Origin of the sequence: Streptomyces longispororuber (assembly GCF_014656095.1) — a bacterium.
GTDB classification, from domain to species: Bacteria; Actinomycetota; Actinomycetes; order Streptomycetales; family Streptomycetaceae; genus Streptomyces; species Streptomyces longispororuber.
The window spans coordinates 1-18257 of sequence record NZ_BNBT01000052.1 but is presented as its reverse complement, the minus strand read 5'-3'; the positions used below and the strand labels follow the sequence as shown (position 1 = coordinate 18257).

Below are 18257 nucleotides of genomic sequence, written 5' to 3'. Positions count from 1 at the left end.
CCACTGACAACGGCCGCATACCATCGACGACAGACCCTCTCGCCCTGCATGATCGTGCGTGTACCCGCGCCACGGCAGGAGCGGGTGACGCTTCGAACGAGGGGACACCGTGGACGAGAGCGGCGCGAGCGGCAGGCCGCGGTCCGACAGCACGCCCGAGCACGACGCGCCGGGCGCGCCCGAGCCGCGCCCTCAGGCGGCCGGCCCCGGCCACGCGCCGGGTGCCCAGGACCCCGCCCCCGAGCGCGCGGCGGAACCCGGCGCCCCCGGACACCCGCGGGAGGCCGCCGCCACGACCCGTACGCAGAACGACGACGGCCTCCCGGACCCCACCCACGAGACCCCGCCCCGGCCCCAGGCACCGGAGGAGCCCCCCGCCCAGCAGAGCGAGGCGGCCCCCCACCGGCCCCACGAGACGACCCCTCCGCAGTCCCGCGAGGCGGCCCCCGCCCGACCCGGCGAGGCGACGCCTCCACAGTCCGGCGAGGCAGGACCCTCACAGTCCCGTGAGGCGGCCCTCGCCCAGCCCGGCGAGACGACGCCCCCACAGTCCGGTGAGGCAGCACCCCCGCAGGCTCGGGAAGCGGCCTCCGTCCGGCTCGGCGAGGCGACGCCTGCGCAGCCCGGTGAGGCAGCACCCCCGCAGGCCCAGGAAGCGGCCCCCGCCCACGCCCCTGAGGCGGCACCCCAGCACCCCCGCGAGGCGGCACCGCGCCAGACCCGCGAGGCGGCCCCCCCGTACCCCCCGCAGGCTCACCGCGCGCCGGATCGCGCGTCCGGGCGCGCGCCCGGCCCCGGCCGGCCCGGGCGGCGGCCGCGGCGCACCGCCGCCGACGCCGCCAAGGAGGCGCCGAGGAACCCCCGCGGCGGGCTGCTCATGGGGCGGCCCTTCGGCGTGCCCGTGTACGTCGCCCCGAGCTGGTTCCTCGTCGCCGCCCTCATCACCTGGGTCTTCGGCGACCAGCTCGACCGCGTCCTGCCCGAGCTCGGCGGCGCCCGCTACCTGGTCTCGCTGTTCTTCGCCGTCGCCTTCTACGCCTCCGTCCTCGTGCACGAGCTGGCGCACACCGTCGCCGCCCTCCGCTTCAAGCTGCCGGTGCGCCGCATCCAGCTCCAGTTCTTCGGCGGCGTCAGCGAGATCGAGAAGGAGTCCGAGACCCCCGGCCGCGAGTTCGTCCTGGCCTTCGTCGGCCCCCTGCTCTCCCTCGTCCTCGCGGGCGTCTTCTACGCGGGCCTGCGCGCCGTCGAGCCCGACACCGTCCCCGGCGTCCTGCTCGCCGGCCTGATGATCTCCAACCTCATCGTGGCGGTCTTCAACCTGCTGCCCGGCCTGCCCCTCGACGGCGGCCGCATGCTCCGCGCCGTCGTGTGGAAGATCACCGGGCGGCCCATGGCCGGCACCGTCGCCGCCGCCTGGGTCGGCCGCGTGCTCGCCATCTCCGTCCTCATCGGCCTGCCCCTGCTCAACCAGTCCGGCGCGCTCGGCGGCGACACCGAGGAGCTCGGCGGCATGGACGCCGTCACCGACGCCCTGCTCGCCGCGATCCTCGCCGCCATCATCTGGACCGGCGCCGGCAACAGCCTGCGCATGGCCCGGCTGCGCGAGCACCTGCCCGAGCTGCGCGCCCGCGCCCTGACCCGGCGCGCCGTACCGGTCGAGACGGACACGCCCCTCTCCGAGGCCCTGCGCCGCGCCAACGCCGCCGGCGCCCGTGCCCTCGTCGTCGTCGACCCGGACGGCGACCCCATGGCCGTCGTCCGCGAGGCCGCCATCGTCGGCGTCCCCGAACACCGCAGGCCCTGGGTCGCCGTCAGCGGCCTCGCCCAGGACATCACCGAAGGCATGCGCGTCCCCGCCGACCTCGCGGGCGAGGACCTCCTCGACCGGCTGCGCGCCACCCCCGCCACCGAGTACCTCGTCGTCGAGGACTCCGGCGAGATCTACGGCGTCCTGTCCGCCGCCGACGTGGAGCGCGCCTTCGTCAAGGCCATGGCCCGCCCGAGCTGAGGCCGGGGCCCGCGGATGGTCGGCGGCACCCGCCACGGCCGGTAGGCTGGTCACATGTCCGAACCGACCGGTGCCGCCCGCCGTCGCGGGCCCTTCAAGGTCGGGGACCAGGTCCAGCTCACCGACCCCAAGGGACGCCACTACACGTTCACGCTCGAAGCGGGGAAGAACTTCCACACCCACAAGGGGTCGTTCCCGCACGACGAGCTGATCGGCGCGCCCGAAGGCAGTGTTGTCCGCACCACGGGGAACGTCGCGTACCTCGCGCTGCGCCCCCTGCTCCCCGACTACGTCCTGTCCATGCCCCGCGGCGCCGCCGTGGTCTACCCCAAGGACGCGGGGCAGATCCTGGCCTTCGCCGACATCTTCCCCGGCGCCCGCGTCGTCGAGGCCGGGGTGGGCTCCGGCTCGCTCAGCGCCTTCCTGCTGCGCGCCATCGGCGACCAGGGCATGCTGCACTCGTACGAGCGCCGCGAGGACTTCGCGGACATCGCCCGGCAGAACGTCGAGCGCTACTTCGGCGGCCCGCACCCCGCCTGGCAGCTCACCGTCGGCGACCTCCAGGACAACCTGTCCGACACCGAGGTCGACCGCGTGATCCTCGACATGCTCGCCCCCTGGGAGTGCCTGGAGGCCGTCTCCAAGGCCCTCGTGCCCGGTGGCATCCTGTGCGCGTACGTCGCCACGACCACGCAGCTCGCCCGCACCGTGGAGTCCATCCGCGAGCTCGGCGGCTTCAACGAGCCGACCGCCTGGGAATCGATGATCCGCAACTGGCACATCGAGGGCCTGGCCGTCCGCCCCGACCACCGCATGATCGGGCACACCGGCTTCCTGCTCACCGCCCGCCGCCTCGCGGACGGCGTCGAGCCGCCCATGCGCCGCCGCCGCCCCGCCAAGGGCGCCTACGGCGAGGACTACACCGGCCCGAACGCCGACGGCGGCACCCCCCGCTGACACCGCCCGGGCCCGGCCCCCACGCCGGCCCGAGCACGTCCGTCCAACGCACCGGCGCCGCCGTCGAGTTCCACCGGCCGGGGCGGAACTCGACGGCGGCGCCGTTCCGTTGCACGCGTGCCACCCGCGCGCCCCCCGGTGTTCCGCGGCCCTGTGAGGTGTGACACGATGCTGGCCATCCCACCTCCACCGGCACAGCCCTCACAGGAGACCCTCCTCGTGCAGCACCCCGCCGTCCCGGAACCGGCCCGCACGGCGCACCGGCCGTGGGCCACCCGCCCCCTGCACTGGCTCGCGACCGCGGCCGCCCTGGCCGCCGTCGTCGCGGGCTCCGCCTTCCTGGAACCCGATCGGGCCACCGCCACCGCCGTGGGGCCCGGCGGCGGGACGGAGGCCAAGGCCGCCGCCCCCGCACCCGCCCCCGACCCGGCGGCCGTCGACTACCCCCTGGACTGCGGCACGGCCGAACCGGTCGTCGCCCAGCGGGCCACCGGCGACCTCGACGGCGACGGCCGCCCCGAGACGGTGGCCGCCGTGCACTGCCGGGCCGGGTCCGGCACCCCGCCCGACGGCGTCTACGTCCTCACCCGGCCCCGCCGGGGCGCCGCACGCCTCGTCGCCACCCTCGTCGACCCCAAGGACCAGCGCACCGCGCAGGACCTCCGCGTCCGCGGCACCGCCGTCACCGCGACGCTCCTCGGCTACTCCTCGCTCGACGTGCCCCGCTGCTGCCCCGACCGGCGCGACGAGGTCAAGTGGCAGTGGAAGAACGGCGCGTTCACCCGCTCGACAAGCGGCGCGGCCCGCAGCGTGTGACGGCCCGCCCCCGCCTCCCGGAGCCCCGCCCGCCGCACCGCGCGCCCCCCGAGGGCACCCGCGCCCACGGCACAGGGGCCCGCAACCGCCGTACCCGGCGGGACACGGGCCCCTGGTGACACCGTTCCGCTCACACAGCGAAACTATTCAGTCACTCTGCGTCCGGTCCGTAGACCTCGACCTTGTCCGAAACTCGACGTACATGAATACAGTCGCCCGGACACTCCTTCGCCGAATCCACCACGTCCCGCAGCAGCGGGAGCGGCACCGGCGTCGTCGCCCCGGGAGCCTGCAACAGCTCGTCGTCACCGCTCTTCACATAGGCCAGACCGTCAATGTCCAGCTCGAAGACCTCCGGCGCGTACTGCGCGCAGATCCCGTCCCCGGTACAGAGATCCTGATCGATCCAGACCTCGAGCGGGTCCTGCCCTTCACCGACGGTCCGAGCGTCGTGCCCCACGGTCATCTCTCCTGCCGAAACTGCGCCAGACCCAGCCGACTTTGCAGCAAGTCCGGCCAGCTCTGACGGGTGTTGAACAGTTCGACCCTACAACCGGCGGCTTTCGGATGTTGTTCGGTGGGTATTCCCCTGGCGTGAGGGAGAGCGCAAGGGTGAAGATCGGACACACCCCCACCGTCTTTGTGATCTAGGGGTTTCAATCAGCACCCACCCAGGTAGGGTCAGGAAGCGTCCAGCTCCCCTTGGAGGAGGTGAGGACCGTGGCAGCCCACGACGACGACATCAACCGCGGCATCCGGCCGGGGCGAGGGTCTGAGGACCCAGCCGGTCAGGTTGCCTATCTCGAGCAGGAAATCGCCGTCCTGCGACGCAAGCTCGCCGACTCTCCGCGGCACACGAGGATTCTCGAAGAGCGGATCGTCGAGTTGCAGACCAACCTGGCAGGCGTGTCCGCGCAGAACGAGCGGCTCGCCAACACGCTCCGCGAGGCCCGCGACCAGATCGTGGCCCTCAAGGAGGAGGTCGACCGGCTCGCGCAGCCGCCGGCCGGCTTCGGAGTCTTCCTCACGGCGAACGAGGACGGCACCGCCGACATCTTCACCGGCGGCCGCAAGCTCCGCGTGAACGTCAGCCCGAGCGTCGAACTCGACGAACTCAGACGCGGCCAGGAAGTCATGCTCAACGAAGCGCTCAACGTGGTCGAGGCCATGGAGTACGAGCGCGTCGGAGACATCGTCACCCTCAAGGAGATCCTCGAGGACGGCGAACGGGCCCTCGTGCTCGGGCACACCGACGAGGAGCGGGTGGTCAGGCTCGCCGAGCCGCTCCTGGACGTGACCATCCGCCCCGGCGACGCCCTGCTGCTCGAGCCCCGCTCCGGCTACGTGTACGAGGTCGTACCGAAGAGCGAGGTCGAGGAACTGGTCCTCGAAGAGGTCCCGGACATCAGCTACGACAAGATCGGCGGCCTCGGCGGCCAGATCGAGATGATCCGCGACGCCGTCGAGCTCCCGTACCTCTACCCGGACCTCTTCAAGGAGCACGAACTCCGGCCCCCGAAGGGCGTGCTGCTCTACGGCCCGCCCGGCTGCGGCAAGACGCTGATCGCCAAGGCCGTCGCCAACTCCCTTGCCAAGAAGGTGGCCGAGGTCACCGGCCAGCCCGCGGGGAAGAGCTACTTCCTCAACATCAAGGGACCCGAGCTCCTCAACAAGTACGTCGGCGAGACCGAGCGCCACATCCGCCTGGTCTTCCAGCGAGCCCGCGAGAAGGCGAGCGAGGGCACCCCCGTCATCGTCTTCTTCGACGAGATGGAATCCCTCTTCCGCACCCGCGGCAGCGGCGTCAGCTCGGACGTGGAGAACACCATCGTCCCGCAGCTCCTCGCCGAGATCGACGGTGTGGAGGGCCTGGAGAACGTCATCGTCATCGGCGCCTCCAACCGCGAGGACATGATCGACCCCGCCATCCTGCGCCCCGGCCGGCTCGACGTGAAGATCAAGATCGAGCGCCCGGACGCCGAGGCGGCCAAGGACATCTTCGCCAAGTACCTCACCGAGCGCCTCCCGCTGCACAGCGACGACCTCGCCGAGCACGGCAGCGACAAGGCCGCCACGGTCCAGGCCATGATCCAGTCCGTCGTCGAGCAGATGTACGCCGAATCCGAGGAGAACCGCTTCCTCGAAGTCACGTACGCCAACGGCGACAAGGAAGTCCTCTACTTCAAGGACTTCAATTCCGGCGCCATGATCGAGAACATCGTCGGCCGCGCCAAGAAGATGGCCATCAAGGCCTTCCTCGAACAGAACCAGAAGGGCCTCAGGGTCGCGCACCTCCTCCAGGCCTGCGTGGACGAGTTCAAGGAGAACGAGGACCTGCCCAACACCACCAACCCGGACGACTGGGCCCGCATCTCCGGCAAGAAGGGTGAACGGATCGTATACATCCGCACCCTCGTCACCGGAAAGCAGGGCGCCGACACCGGACGCTCCATCGACACGGTGGCCAACACCGGTCAGTACCTGTAGGGGAACAGGGCGGCTGCGGGTGCCCACCTCGGGTACCCGCAGCCGACTGTTTTCCGTCACTCGCTCAAGGCCTCGTGGCCGTGTCATCGACCCAGCGAGAGCAAAGCAGAAAATGATCTCCCCACCAGCGCAGAGGCGTTCTAGGCTCTTCCGTACCGCCGAGTCGCGCAGTGCGGGGACGGGCACCGCACACGCACCGGAGCACCAGCGGTACTTGAGCTGCGCCCCCGACCGAGGGCGCCGCCGGGCAAGGAGGGCCGCATGACCGTACGGCGAGTAATGGGCATCGAGACGGAGTACGGAATCTCCGTCCCCGGCCACCCCAACGCCAATGCCATGCTCACCTCGTCCCAGATCGTCAACGCCTACGCCGCGGCGATGCACCGGGCGCGACGCGCCCGCTGGGACTTCGAGGAGGAGAACCCGCTGCGGGACGCACGGGGCTTCGACCTCGCCCGCGAAGCCGCCGACGCCAGCCAGCTCACCGACGAGGACATCGGCCTCGCCAACGTCATCCTCACCAACGGGGCACGCCTCTACGTCGACCACGCGCACCCCGAGTACAGCGCGCCCGAGGTCACCAACCCGCGCGACGCCGTCCTCTGGGACAAGGCCGGGGAGCGGATCATGGCCGAGGCCGCCGAGCGAGCCGCCCAGCTCCCCGGCGCCCAGCCGATCCACCTCTACAAGAACAACACCGACAACAAGGGCGCCTCCTACGGCACGCACGAGAACTACCTGATGAAGCGGGAGACCGCCTTCTCGGACATCGTGCGCCACCTGACGCCGTTCTTCGTCTCGCGCCAGGTCGTCACCGGCGCAGGCCGCGTCGGCATCGGCCAGGACGGCCACGAGCACGGCTTCCAGCTCAGCCAGCGCGCCGACTACTTCGAGGTCGAGGTCGGCCTGGAGACCACCCTCAAACGGCCCATCATCAACACCCGCGACGAGCCGCACGCCGACGCCGAGAAGTACCGCCGCCTGCACGTGATCATCGGCGACGCGAACCTCTCCGAGATCTCCACCTATCTGAAGCTGGGCACCACCTCGCTCGTCCTCGCCATGATCGAGGACGGCTTCATCGCCGTGGACCTCGCCGTCGACCAGCCCGTCCGCACGCTCCACCAGGTCTCCCACGACCCGAGCCTGCGCCACCTGATCACACTCCGTAGCGGCCGGACGCTGACGGCCGTACAACTCCAGATGGAGTACTTCGAGCTGGCCCGCAAGTACGTGGAGGAGCGCTACGGCGCCGACGCCGACGAGCAGACCAAGGACGTCCTCACCCGCTGGGAAGACGTCCTCAACCGCCTGGAGCACGACCCCATGAGCCTCTCCGGAGAGCTCGACTGGGTCGCCAAGCGGGAACTGATGGAGGGCTACCGCCGCCGCGACGGCGTCGACTGGGACGCAGCCCGGCTGCACCTCGTCGACCTCCAGTACGCCGACGTGCGCCCCGAGAAGGGCCTCTACAACCGCCTGGTGGCGCGCGGCAAGATGAAGCGGCTCCTGGACGAGGCCGACGTCGAGCGGGCCCGCGCCAAGCCCCCTGAGGACACCCGCGCCTACTTCCGCGGCCGCTGCCTGGAGCAGTACGCCGACGACGTGGCCGCTGCCTCCTGGGACTCCGTGATCTTCGACCTGCCGGGCCGGGACTCCCTCCAGCGGGTCCCGACCCTGGAGCCGCTTCGCGGAACGCGTAATCACGTCAAGGAGCTCCTGGACCGGTGCCGCACGGCGGAGGATCTGGTCCGGGTGCTCTCCGGGGGCTGAAACGCGGCTGAAAGCACCGAGGCCGGGGAATCACAGAGGTGGTCCCCGCACGTTACGGAAGTGCGGGGCCGATGTCGGACCCGGATTGTAGGGTCTGATCAAGAACGTCTAACCGAGCGGGGTGAGGTAGATGGCGACCAAGGACACCGGCGGCGGACAGCAGAAGGCGACGCGCTCCACCGAGGAGGTCGACGAGCAGGCGCAGGACGCGCAGGCTTCGGAGGACCTCAAGGAGCGCCAGGAGAAGCTGAGCGACGACGTCGACTCGGTTCTGGACGAGATCGACGACGTCCTTGAGGAGAACGCGGAGGACTTCGTGCGCTCCTTCGTGCAGAAAGGCGGGCAGTAAGCCCCCTTCTCCTTCGATTCGAAGGTGGGGTGCGGGCCAGGGGGCGGGACGGTTCGGCGACGAGCCTCCGCGCGGCAGGCGCGGTCCGGCCCCCGGAGTGTGGCCCGCACCCTCCGGGGCCCAGCTCCCGGCACCCCGCGGTCCGGCCGGCGCGACCGTGCTCCCGCGCCGGCCGGAGGCGCCCGCGGGCGTCCCGACCGTGCCCGTGGACCGCGGGCACGGGACGGGTAAAGTCCGCGGCGTACTGAGCCGCACCCGCAATACGGCCGTCGGCACGTCGGGGGACGAACCAGCCACCCTGCGTCGGGCCATGAACTACGTGGAAGGAAACCCGTGGAAGCCAACACTCGTAGCACCGGGCGTCTGCCGGCTGCCTTCCTGACGCCTGGGTCCTCGTCCTTCGTGGACTTCCTCTCGGCGCACCAGCCGGAACTGCTGCCCGGCAACCGCCAGTTGCCGCCGACGAAGGGCGTGCTGGAGGCCCCGCACGGCACGACGATCGTGGCGACGACGTTCCCCGGCGGCGTGGTGCTCGCCGGTGACCGCCGCGCGACGATGGGCAACGTCATCGCGCAGCGCGACATCGAGAAGGTCTTCCCCGCGGACGAGTACTCCGCGGTGGGCATCGCCGGCACGGCGGGCCTGGCCGTGGAGATGGTCAAGCTCTTCCAGTTGGAGCTGGAGCACTTCGAGAAGGTCGAGGGCGCCCAGCTCTCCCTGGAGGGCAAGGCGAACCGCCTGTCGACCATGATCCGGAGCAATCTGGGCATGGCGATGCAGGGCCTCGCCGTGGTGCCGCTCTTCGCCGGGTACGACGTGGACCGGGCCAAGGGCCGGATCTTCTCGTACGACGTGACGGGCGGCCGCAGCGAGGAGCAGGGCTTCGCGGCCACCGGCTCCGGCTCGGTGTTCGCGCGCGGCGCCATGAAGAAGCTGTACCGCGACGACCTGACGGAGGAGCAGGCGACGACGCTGGTCGTGCAGGCGTTGTACGACGCCGCGGACGACGACTCGGCGACGGGTGGTCCGGACGTGGCGCGCCGGATCTATCCGATCGTGACAGTGATCTCCGAGGAGGGTTTCCGGCGGCTGTCGGAGGAGGAGACTTCCGAGATCGCGCGCTCGATTCTGGCGCGACGCCTGGAGCAGCCGGACGGCCCGCGGGCCGCGCTGCTCTGAGTACGACTCCGTTGTTGTTGTGACGTTTTGACAGAAAGGGACGGATAGCCGGTGTCGACGCCGTTCTATGTCTCACCCCAGCAGGCCATGGCCGACCGGGCGGAGTATGCCCGCAAGGGCATCGCGCGCGGTCGCAGTCTGGTCGTGCTGCAGTACGCCGACGGCATTGTGTTCGTCGGTGAGAACCCGTCCCGTGCGCTGCACAAGTTCAGCGAGATCTACGACCGGATCGGTTTCGCCGCGGCCGGTAAGTACAACGAGTACGAGAACCTCCGCATCGGCGGTGTCCGTTACGCGGATCTGCGGGGGTACACCTATGACCGCGACGATGTGACGGCCCGTGGTCTGGCGAATGTGTACGCGCAGACGCTGGGCACGATTTTCTCCAGCAACGCGGAGAAGCCGTACGAGGTGGAGCTGGTGGTGGCGGAGGTCGGTACGACCCCCGACGGCGACCAGATCTACCGGCTGCCGCACGACGGCTCGATCGTGGACGAGCACGGCTCGGTCGCGGTCGGCGGCAACGCCGAGCAGATCAGCTCCTTCCTCGACCAGCGGCACCGGGACGGGATGACGCTGGCGGAGGCGCTGAAGCTGGCGGTGCAGTCGCTGTCGCGGGACACCAACGGCAGTGAGCGCGAGATCCCGGCGGAGCGCCTCGAGGTGGCGGTGCTCGACCGTACGCGGCCGCAGCAGCGGAAGTTCAAGCGCATCGTGGGCCGCCAGTTGGAGCGGCTGCTCGGCGAGGACGGCGCGGCGGCGTCCTCGGATGCCGAGTCGGAGGCCGGGGCGGACGGGGAGTCCGCCGAGGGGTCGTCCGGGGAGTAGCGCCCGGGCGAGCCACCGGGAAGGTGTGCCGGCCCCCAGGGGTCGGGAAGTCGCGGAGCCCCGTGTTCCGGCGCGTCAGCGTCGGGGCGCGGGGCTCCGTGCCGTGGAGCCGCGTACGACGAGGCGTACGGGAAGCGGTGCGGGCTCGGGGGTGCGGCCGGCGAGGACGTCGAGGAGGGTGGTCATGCCCTGCTCGCCGAAGTCCTCGGCGGGCAGGCGCACGGTGGTCAGTTCGGGCTCGACGGCGGTGGCGAGGGTGAGGTCGTCGAAGCCCGTGACGCTGAGGTCCTCGGGCACGCGCAGGCCGAGCCGGCGCGCGGCCTTGCAGACCCCGGCGGCCAGGATGTCGTCGTCGCAGATGACGGCGGTGGGCCGGGAGCCGGGGGCAGCGAGGGCGGCTTCGGTGGCGGTGCGGGCGTCGTCGACGGTGAGGGCGGCCTTGACGGTGCGGTGGGCGGCCCCGGTGCCGCGCAGGGCGGCGGCGAGGGCGTCGCGGCGTACGTCGAAGGTCCAGGAGTCGATGTCGGCGGTCAGGTGCAGCAGGTCGCGGTGGCCGAGGGCGAGGAGGTGCTCGGTGACCTGGCGCATGCCGTCGGCGATGTCGAGGTTGACGGTGGCGGCGCCGAGGCTGCGGGCGGGGTCGCTGTCGAGCATGACGAGGGGCAGCGCGTCGTCGCGGAGGGTGGCGAGGGCGTCGGAGGCCATGGAGGAGGCGAGGACGCCGTCGAGGGCGGCGCGGGCGGAGTCGAAGGGGTCGCTGACGCGGGGAGCCGGGGCGCCGCCGGTGCCGCCGCTGGGGGCGACGCCCTCGGGGGAGGGGTAGAGGACGACGCCGAAGCCGTGCCGGGCGGCGACGCGGGCCGCGCCGGTGTGCAGCCGGGCGAAGAACTCGTTGGTGAGGGCGGGCACGACGAGCAGGGCGGTGCGGGTGCGCCCCAGACGGAGGTTGCGGGCGGCGAGGTTGGGGCGGTAGCCGAGGTCGCGGGCGGTGGCGCGGACGCGCTCGGCGGTGCGCTCGGCGACGCGGCCGTGCCACTTGCCGCCGAGCACGAGGGAGACGGTGGCCTGGGAGACGCCGGCGGCGCGGGCGACGTCGCGACTGGTGGGGCGAGGGGCCGTGGTGTCGTGCTGAGGCCTGGCCACGGACGTCTCCTGGTGGGTCTCGGAATGGCCGCCGCCCGGGTGGCGGCGGGGTGCGCGGTGGACTGCGGACAGCGCTCATGGTACGTATGACCCGCGACGTTATACGTAACACTTGAGGCGCTGCGGCGCACGGGCGGGCGAGGAGAGCGCACCGATGGCTTCCGGTTACGGCGAGATCCTGCGCACGCGGCACGCGGCGCGGCTCCTGGTGGGCACGCTGGTGGGGCGGCTGCCGAACGCCACGGCCCCGATCGCCCTGGTCCTGTTCGTCCGCGCCGAGGGCGGCTCGTACAGCCTGGCGGGCGCCCTGGCGGCCGTGTACGGCGTGGCCAACGCCGTCGGGCAGCCGCTGCTCGGCCGCCTGGTGGACCTGTACGGCCAGCCGCGGGTGCAGTTGCCCGGCGCGGTGGTGTCCGCGCTCGCCATGGCGGTGCTGGCCTGCGCCGGGCCGGATCCGCTGGGCGCGGCGTACGCGGCGGTGGCCGTGGCGGGGCTGGCGACGCCGCCCCTGGAGGGCGGGCTGCGCGCGCTGTGGCCCGGTGTGCTGCGCGAGGACGGGCAGGTGCACACCGCGTACGCCATGGACGCCGTGGCGCAGGAGGTCATGTTCACCGTCGGGCCGCTGCTCGTCACCGGGTGCGTGGCGCTCTGGTCGGAGCAGGCGGCGCTGCTCGTCGTGAACGCGGTGGGGGTGCTCGGCGCGCTGTCGGTCGTGGTCTCGGAGCCGTCCCGGCGGTGGCGTTCGCAGGCGCGTGAGGCGCACTGGCTCGGCGCGCTGCGGTCCCCGGGGCTGCTGGCGCTGCTCGGCGCGTACCTGTTCGTCGGCACGGCCCTCGGCGCCATCAACGTGGCCGGGGCGTCGTACGCCGACGGGCACGGCGGTGACGTGGTGTACGGGTGGATCATCGCGGGCATCGGGCTCGGCGGGCTCGTCGGCGGCGTGCTGTACGGGGCGCGGCAGTGGGCCGGCGTGCCGGAGAAGCGCCTGGTGGTGCTGGTGGCGCTGCTCGCGGTCTGCTACCTGCCGCTGCTGCTGATGCCCGGGGCGGTGGGCATGACGGCGCTGTCGGCGCTGTCGGGCCTCTTCCTCGCGCCGTCGCTGGCGTGCGCGTTCGTCGTGGTGGACCGGCACGCGCCCGCGGGCACGGTGACGGAGGCGTTCTCCTGGCTGGTCACCACCTTCACGGTGGGCGCCTCGCTGGGAACGGCGGGGGCCGGGCCGGTGGTTGAGTGGGGAGGCGCGCGGTGGGGCTTCGCGGCCCCCGGGGTGGCCGGCGCGGCGGCGCTGCTGGTGCTCCTGATGACCCGGCGGATCCTGGTGACGCGTGGTACGGCGCGTGACGGGGCCGTCGAGGGCTCATGGGAAAATGATCGAAACGGTACTGTCGAACCCGGTTTCAGTACGGGTCATCGGGCGTAATGTTCAGGCATGGACCGCCGCATTTTCGGGCTGGAGAACGAGTACGGTGTCACGTGCACGTTCAGGGGACAGCGCCGTCTGTCGCCTGACGAAGTGGCGCGCTACCTCTTCCGCCGTGTTGTGTCATGGGGCCGCAGCAGCAACGTCTTTCTGCGGAACGGCGCCCGTCTGTATCTCGACGTGGGTTCGCACCCGGAATACGCCACACCCGAGTGCGACAACGTGACCGAGCTGGTCACCCACGACAAGTCGGGCGAGCGCATTCTGGAAGGCCTGCTCGTCGACGCCGAGCGCCGCCTGCACGAGGAGGGAATCGCGGGCGACGTCTATCTGTTCAAGAACAACACCGACTCGGCGGGAAACTCCTATGGTTGTCATGAGAACTATCTCGTGGCGCGCCACGGGGAGTTCTCGCGGCTCGCGGACATCCTGATTCCGTTCCTCGTCACGCGGCAACTGCTGTGCGGCGCGGGCAAGGTGCTCCAGACGCCGCGCGGCGCCGTGTACTGCGTGAGCCAGCGGGCGGAGCACATCTGGGAGGGTGTGTCGTCGGCGACGACACGCTCGCGGCCGATCATCAATACGCGTGACGAGCCGCACGCGGACGCCGAGCGGTACCGCAGGCTGCACGTGATCGTCGGCGACTCGAACATGTCCGAGACGACGATGCTCCTGAAGGTCGGCGCGACCGATCTGGTGCTGCGCATGATCGAGGCGGGCACGGTGATGCGCGACCTGACGCTGGAGAACCCGATCCGGGCGATCCGCGAGGTCAGCCACGACACGACGGGCCGCCGCAAGGTCCGCCTGGCCAGCGGCCGGGAGGCCTCGGCCCTTGAGGTCCAGCGGGAGTACTACGAGAAGGCGGTGGACTTCGTCGACCGCCGGGGCATCCGCACGGGCACGGTCGAGCGCGTCCTGGAGCTGTGGGGCCGGGCGCTGGAGGCGATCGAGAGCGAGGACCTGGACCGCATCGCCACCGAGATCGACTGGGTCATGAAGTACAAGCTCATCGAGCGGTACCGCGCGAAGCACAACATGACGATGTCGCACCCGAGGGTCGCCCAGATAGACCTCGCGTACCACGACATCCACCGCCGCCGGGGCCTGTACTACCTCCTGGAGAAGAAGGGCCAGGCGGCCCGGATCTGCAACGATCTGAAGATCTTCGAGGGCAAGTCGGTGCCGCCGCAGACCACGCGGGCGCGGCTGCGCGGGGACTTCATCCGCCGGGCCCAGGAGCAGCGCCGGGACTTCACGGTGGACTGGGTGCACCTGAAGCTCAACGACCAGGCGCAGCGCACGGTGTTGTGCAAGGACCCGTTCCGTTCCGTGGACGACCGGGTGGAGAAGCTCATCGCCGGAATGTGAGCGGATCGGACCGCCCGCCGGCCGCTTTCGACCGGTGTCGCGGGACGGGTGGGACGTCAGTGCGTGGCGGGAACGCAACGCGGGGCGCCGTACGTTCCTCGTACGGCGCCCTTCTCACTGCGTAGAGTTGCGCGCACGCCAACTGACAAGATCGATCGATACGAGGCCCCCACCGTGCGCCGACGCTCACTCCTCCTGGCCGTTCCGGCCGGCCTGCTGACCCTGGCCGGATGTGGTGACGACAAGTCCGACAAGGCCAAGTCCAAGGACAGCAGCACCCCGACGAACTCCACGCCCCCGAAGGGCAAGATCGTCGACGGCCCCCTGCCCGAGATCACCAAGGGCACGAAGTTCGGCGAGAAGCCGACCGTCGCCAAGGGCTCCGGCAAGCCCTCGTCCGACCTCGCGGTGAAGACGCTCATCGCGGGCAAGGGCGCCGAGGTGGCCAAGGGTGACTACCTCCAGGCCCACTACCTCGGGCAGATCTGGGACACCGCGAAGGTCTTCGACAACTCCTACGACCGCAAGGTGCCCACCATCTTCCCGATCGGTGTCGGCCGGGTCATCCCGGGCTGGGACCAGGGCCTGGTCGGCAAGAAGGTCGACAGCCGCGTCGAGCTCGCCATCCCGCCGGAGCTGGGCTACGGCAAGGAGGGCAACAAGCAGGGGGGCATCAAGGGCACGGACACCCTGGTGTTCGTCGTCGACATCGTGGGCACGTACGGCAAGAACAGCTCCGCCAAGGGCAAGAACGCCGCCCAGGACGACAAGGACCTGCCGAAGGTCGGCACGAACACGGACGGCAAGGCCCCGTCCCTCGACGTGCCGAAGTCCGGCGCCCCCAAGAAGGTCGTCGCGAACTACGTCATCGAGGGCGACGGCGAGGAGGTCAAGGAGAGCGACACGCTCCTGTGCCAGTACAAGGGCGTGCTCTGGGCCGACGGCAAGGAGTTCGACTCCTCGTACAAGAGCGGTCAGCTCGCGCAGTTCCAGCTCGCCCAGGTCATTCCGGGCTGGCGGCAGGGCCTGGTCGGCAAGAAGGTCGGCAGCCGCGTCCTGGTCGTCGTCCCGCCGAAGGACGGGTACGCGGACAAGCCGCCGCAGAACAGCCCCATCAAGAAGGACTCCACGCTGGTCTTCTCCGTGGACATCCTCGCGAAGATGTGACGCGCGCGGATGGCAGACTGTCCCGGTTGCCCTATCGCACATGAGCAGGAGCTAGTGACGTGAACATCGACAAGCCCGAGATCGACTTCCCCGAGGGCCCGGCCCCCACGGAGCTGCAGATCGACGACATCTGGGAGGGCGACGGCCCCCAGGCCAAGGCCGGCGACACCGTCCAGGTGCACTACGTGGGCGTGTCGTTCTCCTCCGGCGAGGAGTTCGACGCCTCCTGGAACCGCGGCAAGCCGCTGGAGTTCCAGCTCGGCGCCGGTCAGGTCATCGCCGGCTGGGACCAGGGCGTGCAGGGCATGAAGGTCGGCGGCCGTCGCAAGCTGACCATCCCGGCGCACCTGGCGTACGGCGACCGCGGCGCGGGCGGCGGCCGGATCGCTCCGGGCGAGACGCTGATCTTCGTCTGTGACCTGGTGAGCGTCTGACGTTCGGCGTGCTGCCGAGCGCCCGGCCGCCGGCACTCCGGTGAGTGTCCGGCCGGACGGGCGAGCAGAGGGCCCGTGCCTGGTGTGGCACGGGCCCTCTCGTCTTCCTCCGCCGCCTGGCGGAGCCCCGGTGACCGCGCGCCGTGCCCTCGGCTTTTGCCACGACACGCCGTAGCGGTACGGTCATCGGTCGGAAGTACTGGTGAGCGGGCGCCGGTGACCACACACGGGCGAGCTGGGCCGAGAAAGGGCGTCGATGGCCATTGCCAAGGCCGAGCGGCTGATGAGTCTGGCGCTGTGTCTGCTCGGGACCAGACGTCCGCTGAGCAAGCGTGAGCTGCGGGAATCGATCGAGGCTTACGTCGAGGCCTTTGGGCCGGGCAGGGGTGCGGCCTTCGGGCCGGGGCAGGGCTCCTCCGGGGGCCCGGCGCCGGCATCGGCGTCCGAGGAGTCCTTCAACCGCATGTTCGAGCGGGACAAGGACGATCTGCGCGAGCTGGGCCTCGTCATCGAGACGGTGGAGAACCTGGACGGCGAGACGGGCTATCTCGCGCGCCGGGACAGCAACCGGCTGCCGCCCATCACGCTCGACGCGGAGGAGGCCGCCGCGCTCGGCCTCGCCGCGAAGGTGTGGCAGCAGGCCCGGCTCGCCGCCGCCGCGAGCGGCGCCCTGCACAAGCTGCGGGCGGCGGGCCTGCCTGAAGACGTCGACCCGTACGGCTCGCACGGCGCGCTGGAGCCGCGCATCCCCGTGCACGAGGCCGCGTTCGAGCCGCTGATGCTGGCCTGCCGTGACCGCAGGCCCGTGGTGTTCGACTACCGCAAGGCCACCGCGGCCCGGCCCGAGCAGCGCCACGTCGAGCCGTGGGCGCTGGAGTGCTGGCGCGGCCACTGGTACCTGGCGGGCTGGGACCGCGACCGCGAGGCCGAGCGCGTCTTCCGGCTCTCCCGCATCACCGGCAGGGTCCGCTCGCGGGCCGGCACGTTCAAGGCCGAGGTGCCGGACGTCGTCACCGTCCGCGAGACCGTGGCGAGCTGGGCGGGGGAGCGGGCGGACCGCACCGCGCTGATCCGGCTGCGCAAGGGCGCGGGCTACCCGCTGCGCGCCCGGGCCGTCGGCACCCGGGAGCTGGACGGCGGCTGGGACGAGCTGGAGATCCCGTACGGGCACGGGCTCGACGCCTGGCTGGTGGAGTTCGGGCCGGACGTGGTGGTGCTGGAGCCCGCGGAGCTGCGGGCCGACGTCGTGGACCGGCTGCGCGCCGTGGCCAAGGGCTGAGGGGGAGGACGACCATGGCCACGAACGCCATCGACCAGACCCGGCGGATGCTGTCCCTGGTGACGTATCTGCGCGAGCGCCCGGGGGCGCGCGTCGCGGACGTCGCGCGGGCCTTCGGCATCACCGAGGACGAGCTGATCTCCGACCTCGACGTGCTGCCGCTGTGCGGGACCAGCTTCCGCGGCGGCGACCTGCTGGACATCGACACGGACGGCGACCGCATCTGGTGGCACAACCCCGACGCGCTCGGCGCGGACGCGGCGGAGCCGCTGCGGCTCGCCGCCGACGAGGCCACGGCGCTGCTGGTGGCGGCGCGCGCGGTGGCCACGCTGCCGGGCCTGCGGGAGAGCGACCGGCTCGCGCTCCTGCGCGCCACCGCGAAGCTGGAGGCGGCGGCCGGTGAGGCGGCCGGGGCCAGCTCGCGGCTCTCGGTGACCTTCGAGTCCGAGGGCGGGGTCTTCGCCGACGTCGACCGGGCCATCTCGGAGCGGCGGCGGCTGTGGATCCGCTACTACTCGCCCGCGCGCGACGAGCTGTCCGAGCGGGAGATCGACCCGATCCGGCTGGTGAGCGTGGGCCACACCTACGTCGAGGCGTGGTGCCGCCGCTCCGAGGCGCGGCGCACCTTCCGGCTCGACCGGGTCGCCGAGATCAAGGTCCTGGACGAGCCGTCCGCGCCGCCCGAGATCGAGCTGCGGGACCTGTCCGAGGGGCTGGTGCAGCCCGCCGCCGAGGACCCCGAGGTGGTCGTGGAGGTCGGGCCCGGCGGTCGCTGGGTCGCCGAGTACTACCCGCACGACAGCGCGGAGGAACTGCCCGACGGCGGTCTGCGCATCACGCTGCGCACGCCGGACCCGGCGTCCTTGCGCCGCCTGGCCCTGCGCCTCGGCGGCGACGGCCGCATCGTCTCCCCGCAGGACCTGGCGGACAGCGCCCGCCAGGCGGCCCGGGAGGCCCTCGCGGCGTACGACGAGCTGCCCGCCGACGCGCCAGGACCCGGCGCGCGGGGTGGGCGCGGGGGGTGAGGGCGCGGGACGCGGCGGTGC

The 18257-nt window shown here is 71.7% G+C and carries 17 protein-coding genes; 15 read left to right on the top strand and 2 right to left on the bottom strand.

Going from position 1 to position 18257, the window contains the following annotated elements; translation table 11 throughout:
• The first annotated feature begins 109 nt into the window (after positions 1 to 109).
• From IE330_RS18190 to IE330_RS18180, 3 genes are all read left to right on the top strand, one after another.
• Positions 110 to 2008 carry a site-2 protease family protein gene (locus tag IE330_RS18190; protein ID WP_190137096.1) on the top strand — a complete coding sequence of 633 codons (1899 nt, stop codon included), beginning with the start codon at positions 110 to 112 and terminating at the stop codon, positions 2006 to 2008.
• Positions 2009 to 2062: 54 nt separating this feature from the next.
• Positions 2063 to 2965: a tRNA (adenine-N1)-methyltransferase gene (locus IE330_RS18185; protein WP_190137095.1), complete on the top strand. Its 903-nt coding sequence runs from the start codon at positions 2063 to 2065 to the stop codon at positions 2963 to 2965.
• A gap of 219 nt (positions 2966 to 3184) precedes the next feature.
• On the top strand, positions 3185 to 3781 hold the full coding sequence (locus IE330_RS18180; RefSeq protein WP_190137119.1) for a hypothetical protein: 597 nt from the start codon (positions 3185 to 3187) through the stop codon (positions 3779 to 3781).
• Between the two features lie 151 nt (positions 3782 to 3932).
• Here the strand turns inward: IE330_RS18180 and IE330_RS18175 are convergent, their stop codons facing one another.
• Positions 3933 to 4247, bottom strand: coding sequence for a ferredoxin (locus tag IE330_RS18175; RefSeq protein WP_190137094.1), 315 nt, complete (start codon positions 4245 to 4247; stop codon positions 3933 to 3935).
• 254 nt (positions 4248 to 4501) lie between these two features.
• On the opposite strand from IE330_RS18175, the gene arc reads away from it, so the two are divergent.
• The 6 genes from arc to prcA all read left to right on the top strand — a co-directional run bounded on the left by arc (position 4502) and on the right by prcA (position 10397).
• Positions 4502 to 6268, top strand: coding sequence for a proteasome ATPase (gene arc / locus IE330_RS18170; protein ID WP_190137093.1), 1767 nt, complete (start codon positions 4502 to 4504; stop codon positions 6266 to 6268).
• A gap of 261 nt (positions 6269 to 6529) precedes the next feature.
• Positions 6530 to 8041, top strand: a complete 1512-nt coding sequence (gene dop / locus IE330_RS18165; RefSeq protein WP_373314678.1) for a depupylase/deamidase Dop — start codon at positions 6530 to 6532, stop codon at positions 8039 to 8041.
• A gap of 130 nt (positions 8042 to 8171) precedes the next feature.
• Complete coding sequence (locus IE330_RS18160; RefSeq protein ID WP_190137091.1) at positions 8172 to 8390, top strand: ubiquitin-like protein Pup; 219 nt, start codon at positions 8172 to 8174, stop codon at positions 8388 to 8390.
• A gap of 97 nt (positions 8391 to 8487) precedes the next feature.
• Positions 8488 to 8772 carry an endonuclease domain-containing protein gene (locus tag IE330_RS39005; RefSeq protein ID WP_308439021.1) on the top strand — a complete coding sequence of 95 codons (285 nt, stop codon included), beginning with the start codon at positions 8488 to 8490 and terminating at the stop codon, positions 8770 to 8772.
• Positions 8724 to 9569 carry a proteasome subunit beta gene (prcB, locus tag IE330_RS18150; protein WP_190137089.1) on the top strand — a complete coding sequence of 282 codons (846 nt, stop codon included), beginning with the start codon at positions 8724 to 8726 and terminating at the stop codon, positions 9567 to 9569. The genes IE330_RS39005 and prcB overlap by 49 nt, the downstream gene beginning before the upstream one ends.
• A gap of 51 nt (positions 9570 to 9620) precedes the next feature.
• Complete coding sequence (prcA, locus tag IE330_RS18145) at positions 9621 to 10397, top strand: proteasome subunit alpha (RefSeq protein WP_190137088.1); 777 nt, start codon at positions 9621 to 9623, stop codon at positions 10395 to 10397.
• A 75-nt stretch (positions 10398 to 10472) separates the two neighbouring features.
• Here prcA and IE330_RS18140 read toward each other — a convergent pair whose 3' ends face one another.
• Entirely contained in the window at positions 10473 to 11540 is a 1068-nt protein-coding gene (locus tag IE330_RS18140; protein ID WP_190137087.1) for a LacI family DNA-binding transcriptional regulator, read from the bottom strand.
• A 154-nt stretch (positions 11541 to 11694) separates the two neighbouring features.
• On the opposite strand from IE330_RS18140, the gene IE330_RS18135 reads away from it, so the two are divergent.
• The 6 genes from IE330_RS18135 (at position 11695) to IE330_RS18110 (ending at position 18236) form a co-directional block, all read left to right on the top strand.
• Positions 11695 to 12960 (top strand): MFS transporter, encoded by a 1266-nt coding sequence (locus tag IE330_RS18135; protein WP_190137086.1) that lies wholly within the window; start codon positions 11695 to 11697, stop codon positions 12958 to 12960.
• 9 nt (positions 12961 to 12969) lie between these two features.
• Positions 12970 to 14331 carry a Pup--protein ligase gene (gene pafA / locus IE330_RS18130; RefSeq protein WP_190137085.1) on the top strand — a complete coding sequence of 454 codons (1362 nt, stop codon included), beginning with the start codon at positions 12970 to 12972 and terminating at the stop codon, positions 14329 to 14331.
• A gap of 174 nt (positions 14332 to 14505) precedes the next feature.
• Positions 14506 to 15498 (top strand): FKBP-type peptidyl-prolyl cis-trans isomerase, encoded by a 993-nt coding sequence (locus tag IE330_RS18125; RefSeq protein ID WP_190137084.1) that lies wholly within the window; start codon positions 14506 to 14508, stop codon positions 15496 to 15498.
• 59 nt (positions 15499 to 15557) lie between these two features.
• Positions 15558 to 15932 (top strand): FKBP-type peptidyl-prolyl cis-trans isomerase, encoded by a 375-nt coding sequence (locus IE330_RS18120; RefSeq protein ID WP_190137083.1) that lies wholly within the window; start codon positions 15558 to 15560, stop codon positions 15930 to 15932.
• Positions 15933 to 16188: 256 nt separating this feature from the next.
• Positions 16189 to 17211: a helix-turn-helix transcriptional regulator gene (locus tag IE330_RS18115; protein ID WP_190137082.1), complete on the top strand. Its 1023-nt coding sequence runs from the start codon at positions 16189 to 16191 to the stop codon at positions 17209 to 17211.
• Between the two features lie 14 nt (positions 17212 to 17225).
• Positions 17226 to 18236: a helix-turn-helix transcriptional regulator gene (locus tag IE330_RS18110; protein ID WP_190137081.1), complete on the top strand. Its 1011-nt coding sequence runs from the start codon at positions 17226 to 17228 to the stop codon at positions 18234 to 18236.
• Positions 18237 to 18257: the final 21 nt, after the last annotated feature.

Coding starts and splice junctions, on each gene's coding strand:
- IE330_RS18115 (WP_190137082.1), top strand. CDS start 16,189: ATGGCCATTGCCAAGGCCGAGCGGCTGATGAGTCTGGCGCTGTGTCTG.
- IE330_RS18160 (WP_190137091.1), top strand. CDS start 8,172: ATGGCGACCAAGGACACCGGCGGCGGACAGCAGAAGGCGACGCGCTCC.
- pafA (WP_190137085.1), top strand. CDS start 12,970: ATGGACCGCCGCATTTTCGGGCTGGAGAACGAGTACGGTGTCACGTGC.
- IE330_RS18135 (WP_190137086.1), top strand. CDS start 11,695: ATGGCTTCCGGTTACGGCGAGATCCTGCGCACGCGGCACGCGGCGCGG.
- dop (WP_373314678.1), top strand. CDS start 6,530: ATGACCGTACGGCGAGTAATGGGCATCGAGACGGAGTACGGAATCTCC.
- IE330_RS18185 (WP_190137095.1), top strand. CDS start 2,063: ATGTCCGAACCGACCGGTGCCGCCCGCCGTCGCGGGCCCTTCAAGGTC.
- IE330_RS18110 (WP_190137081.1), top strand. CDS start 17,226: ATGGCCACGAACGCCATCGACCAGACCCGGCGGATGCTGTCCCTGGTG.
- IE330_RS18175 (WP_190137094.1), bottom strand. CDS start 4,247: ATGACCGTGGGGCACGACGCTCGGACCGTCGGTGAAGGGCAGGACCCG.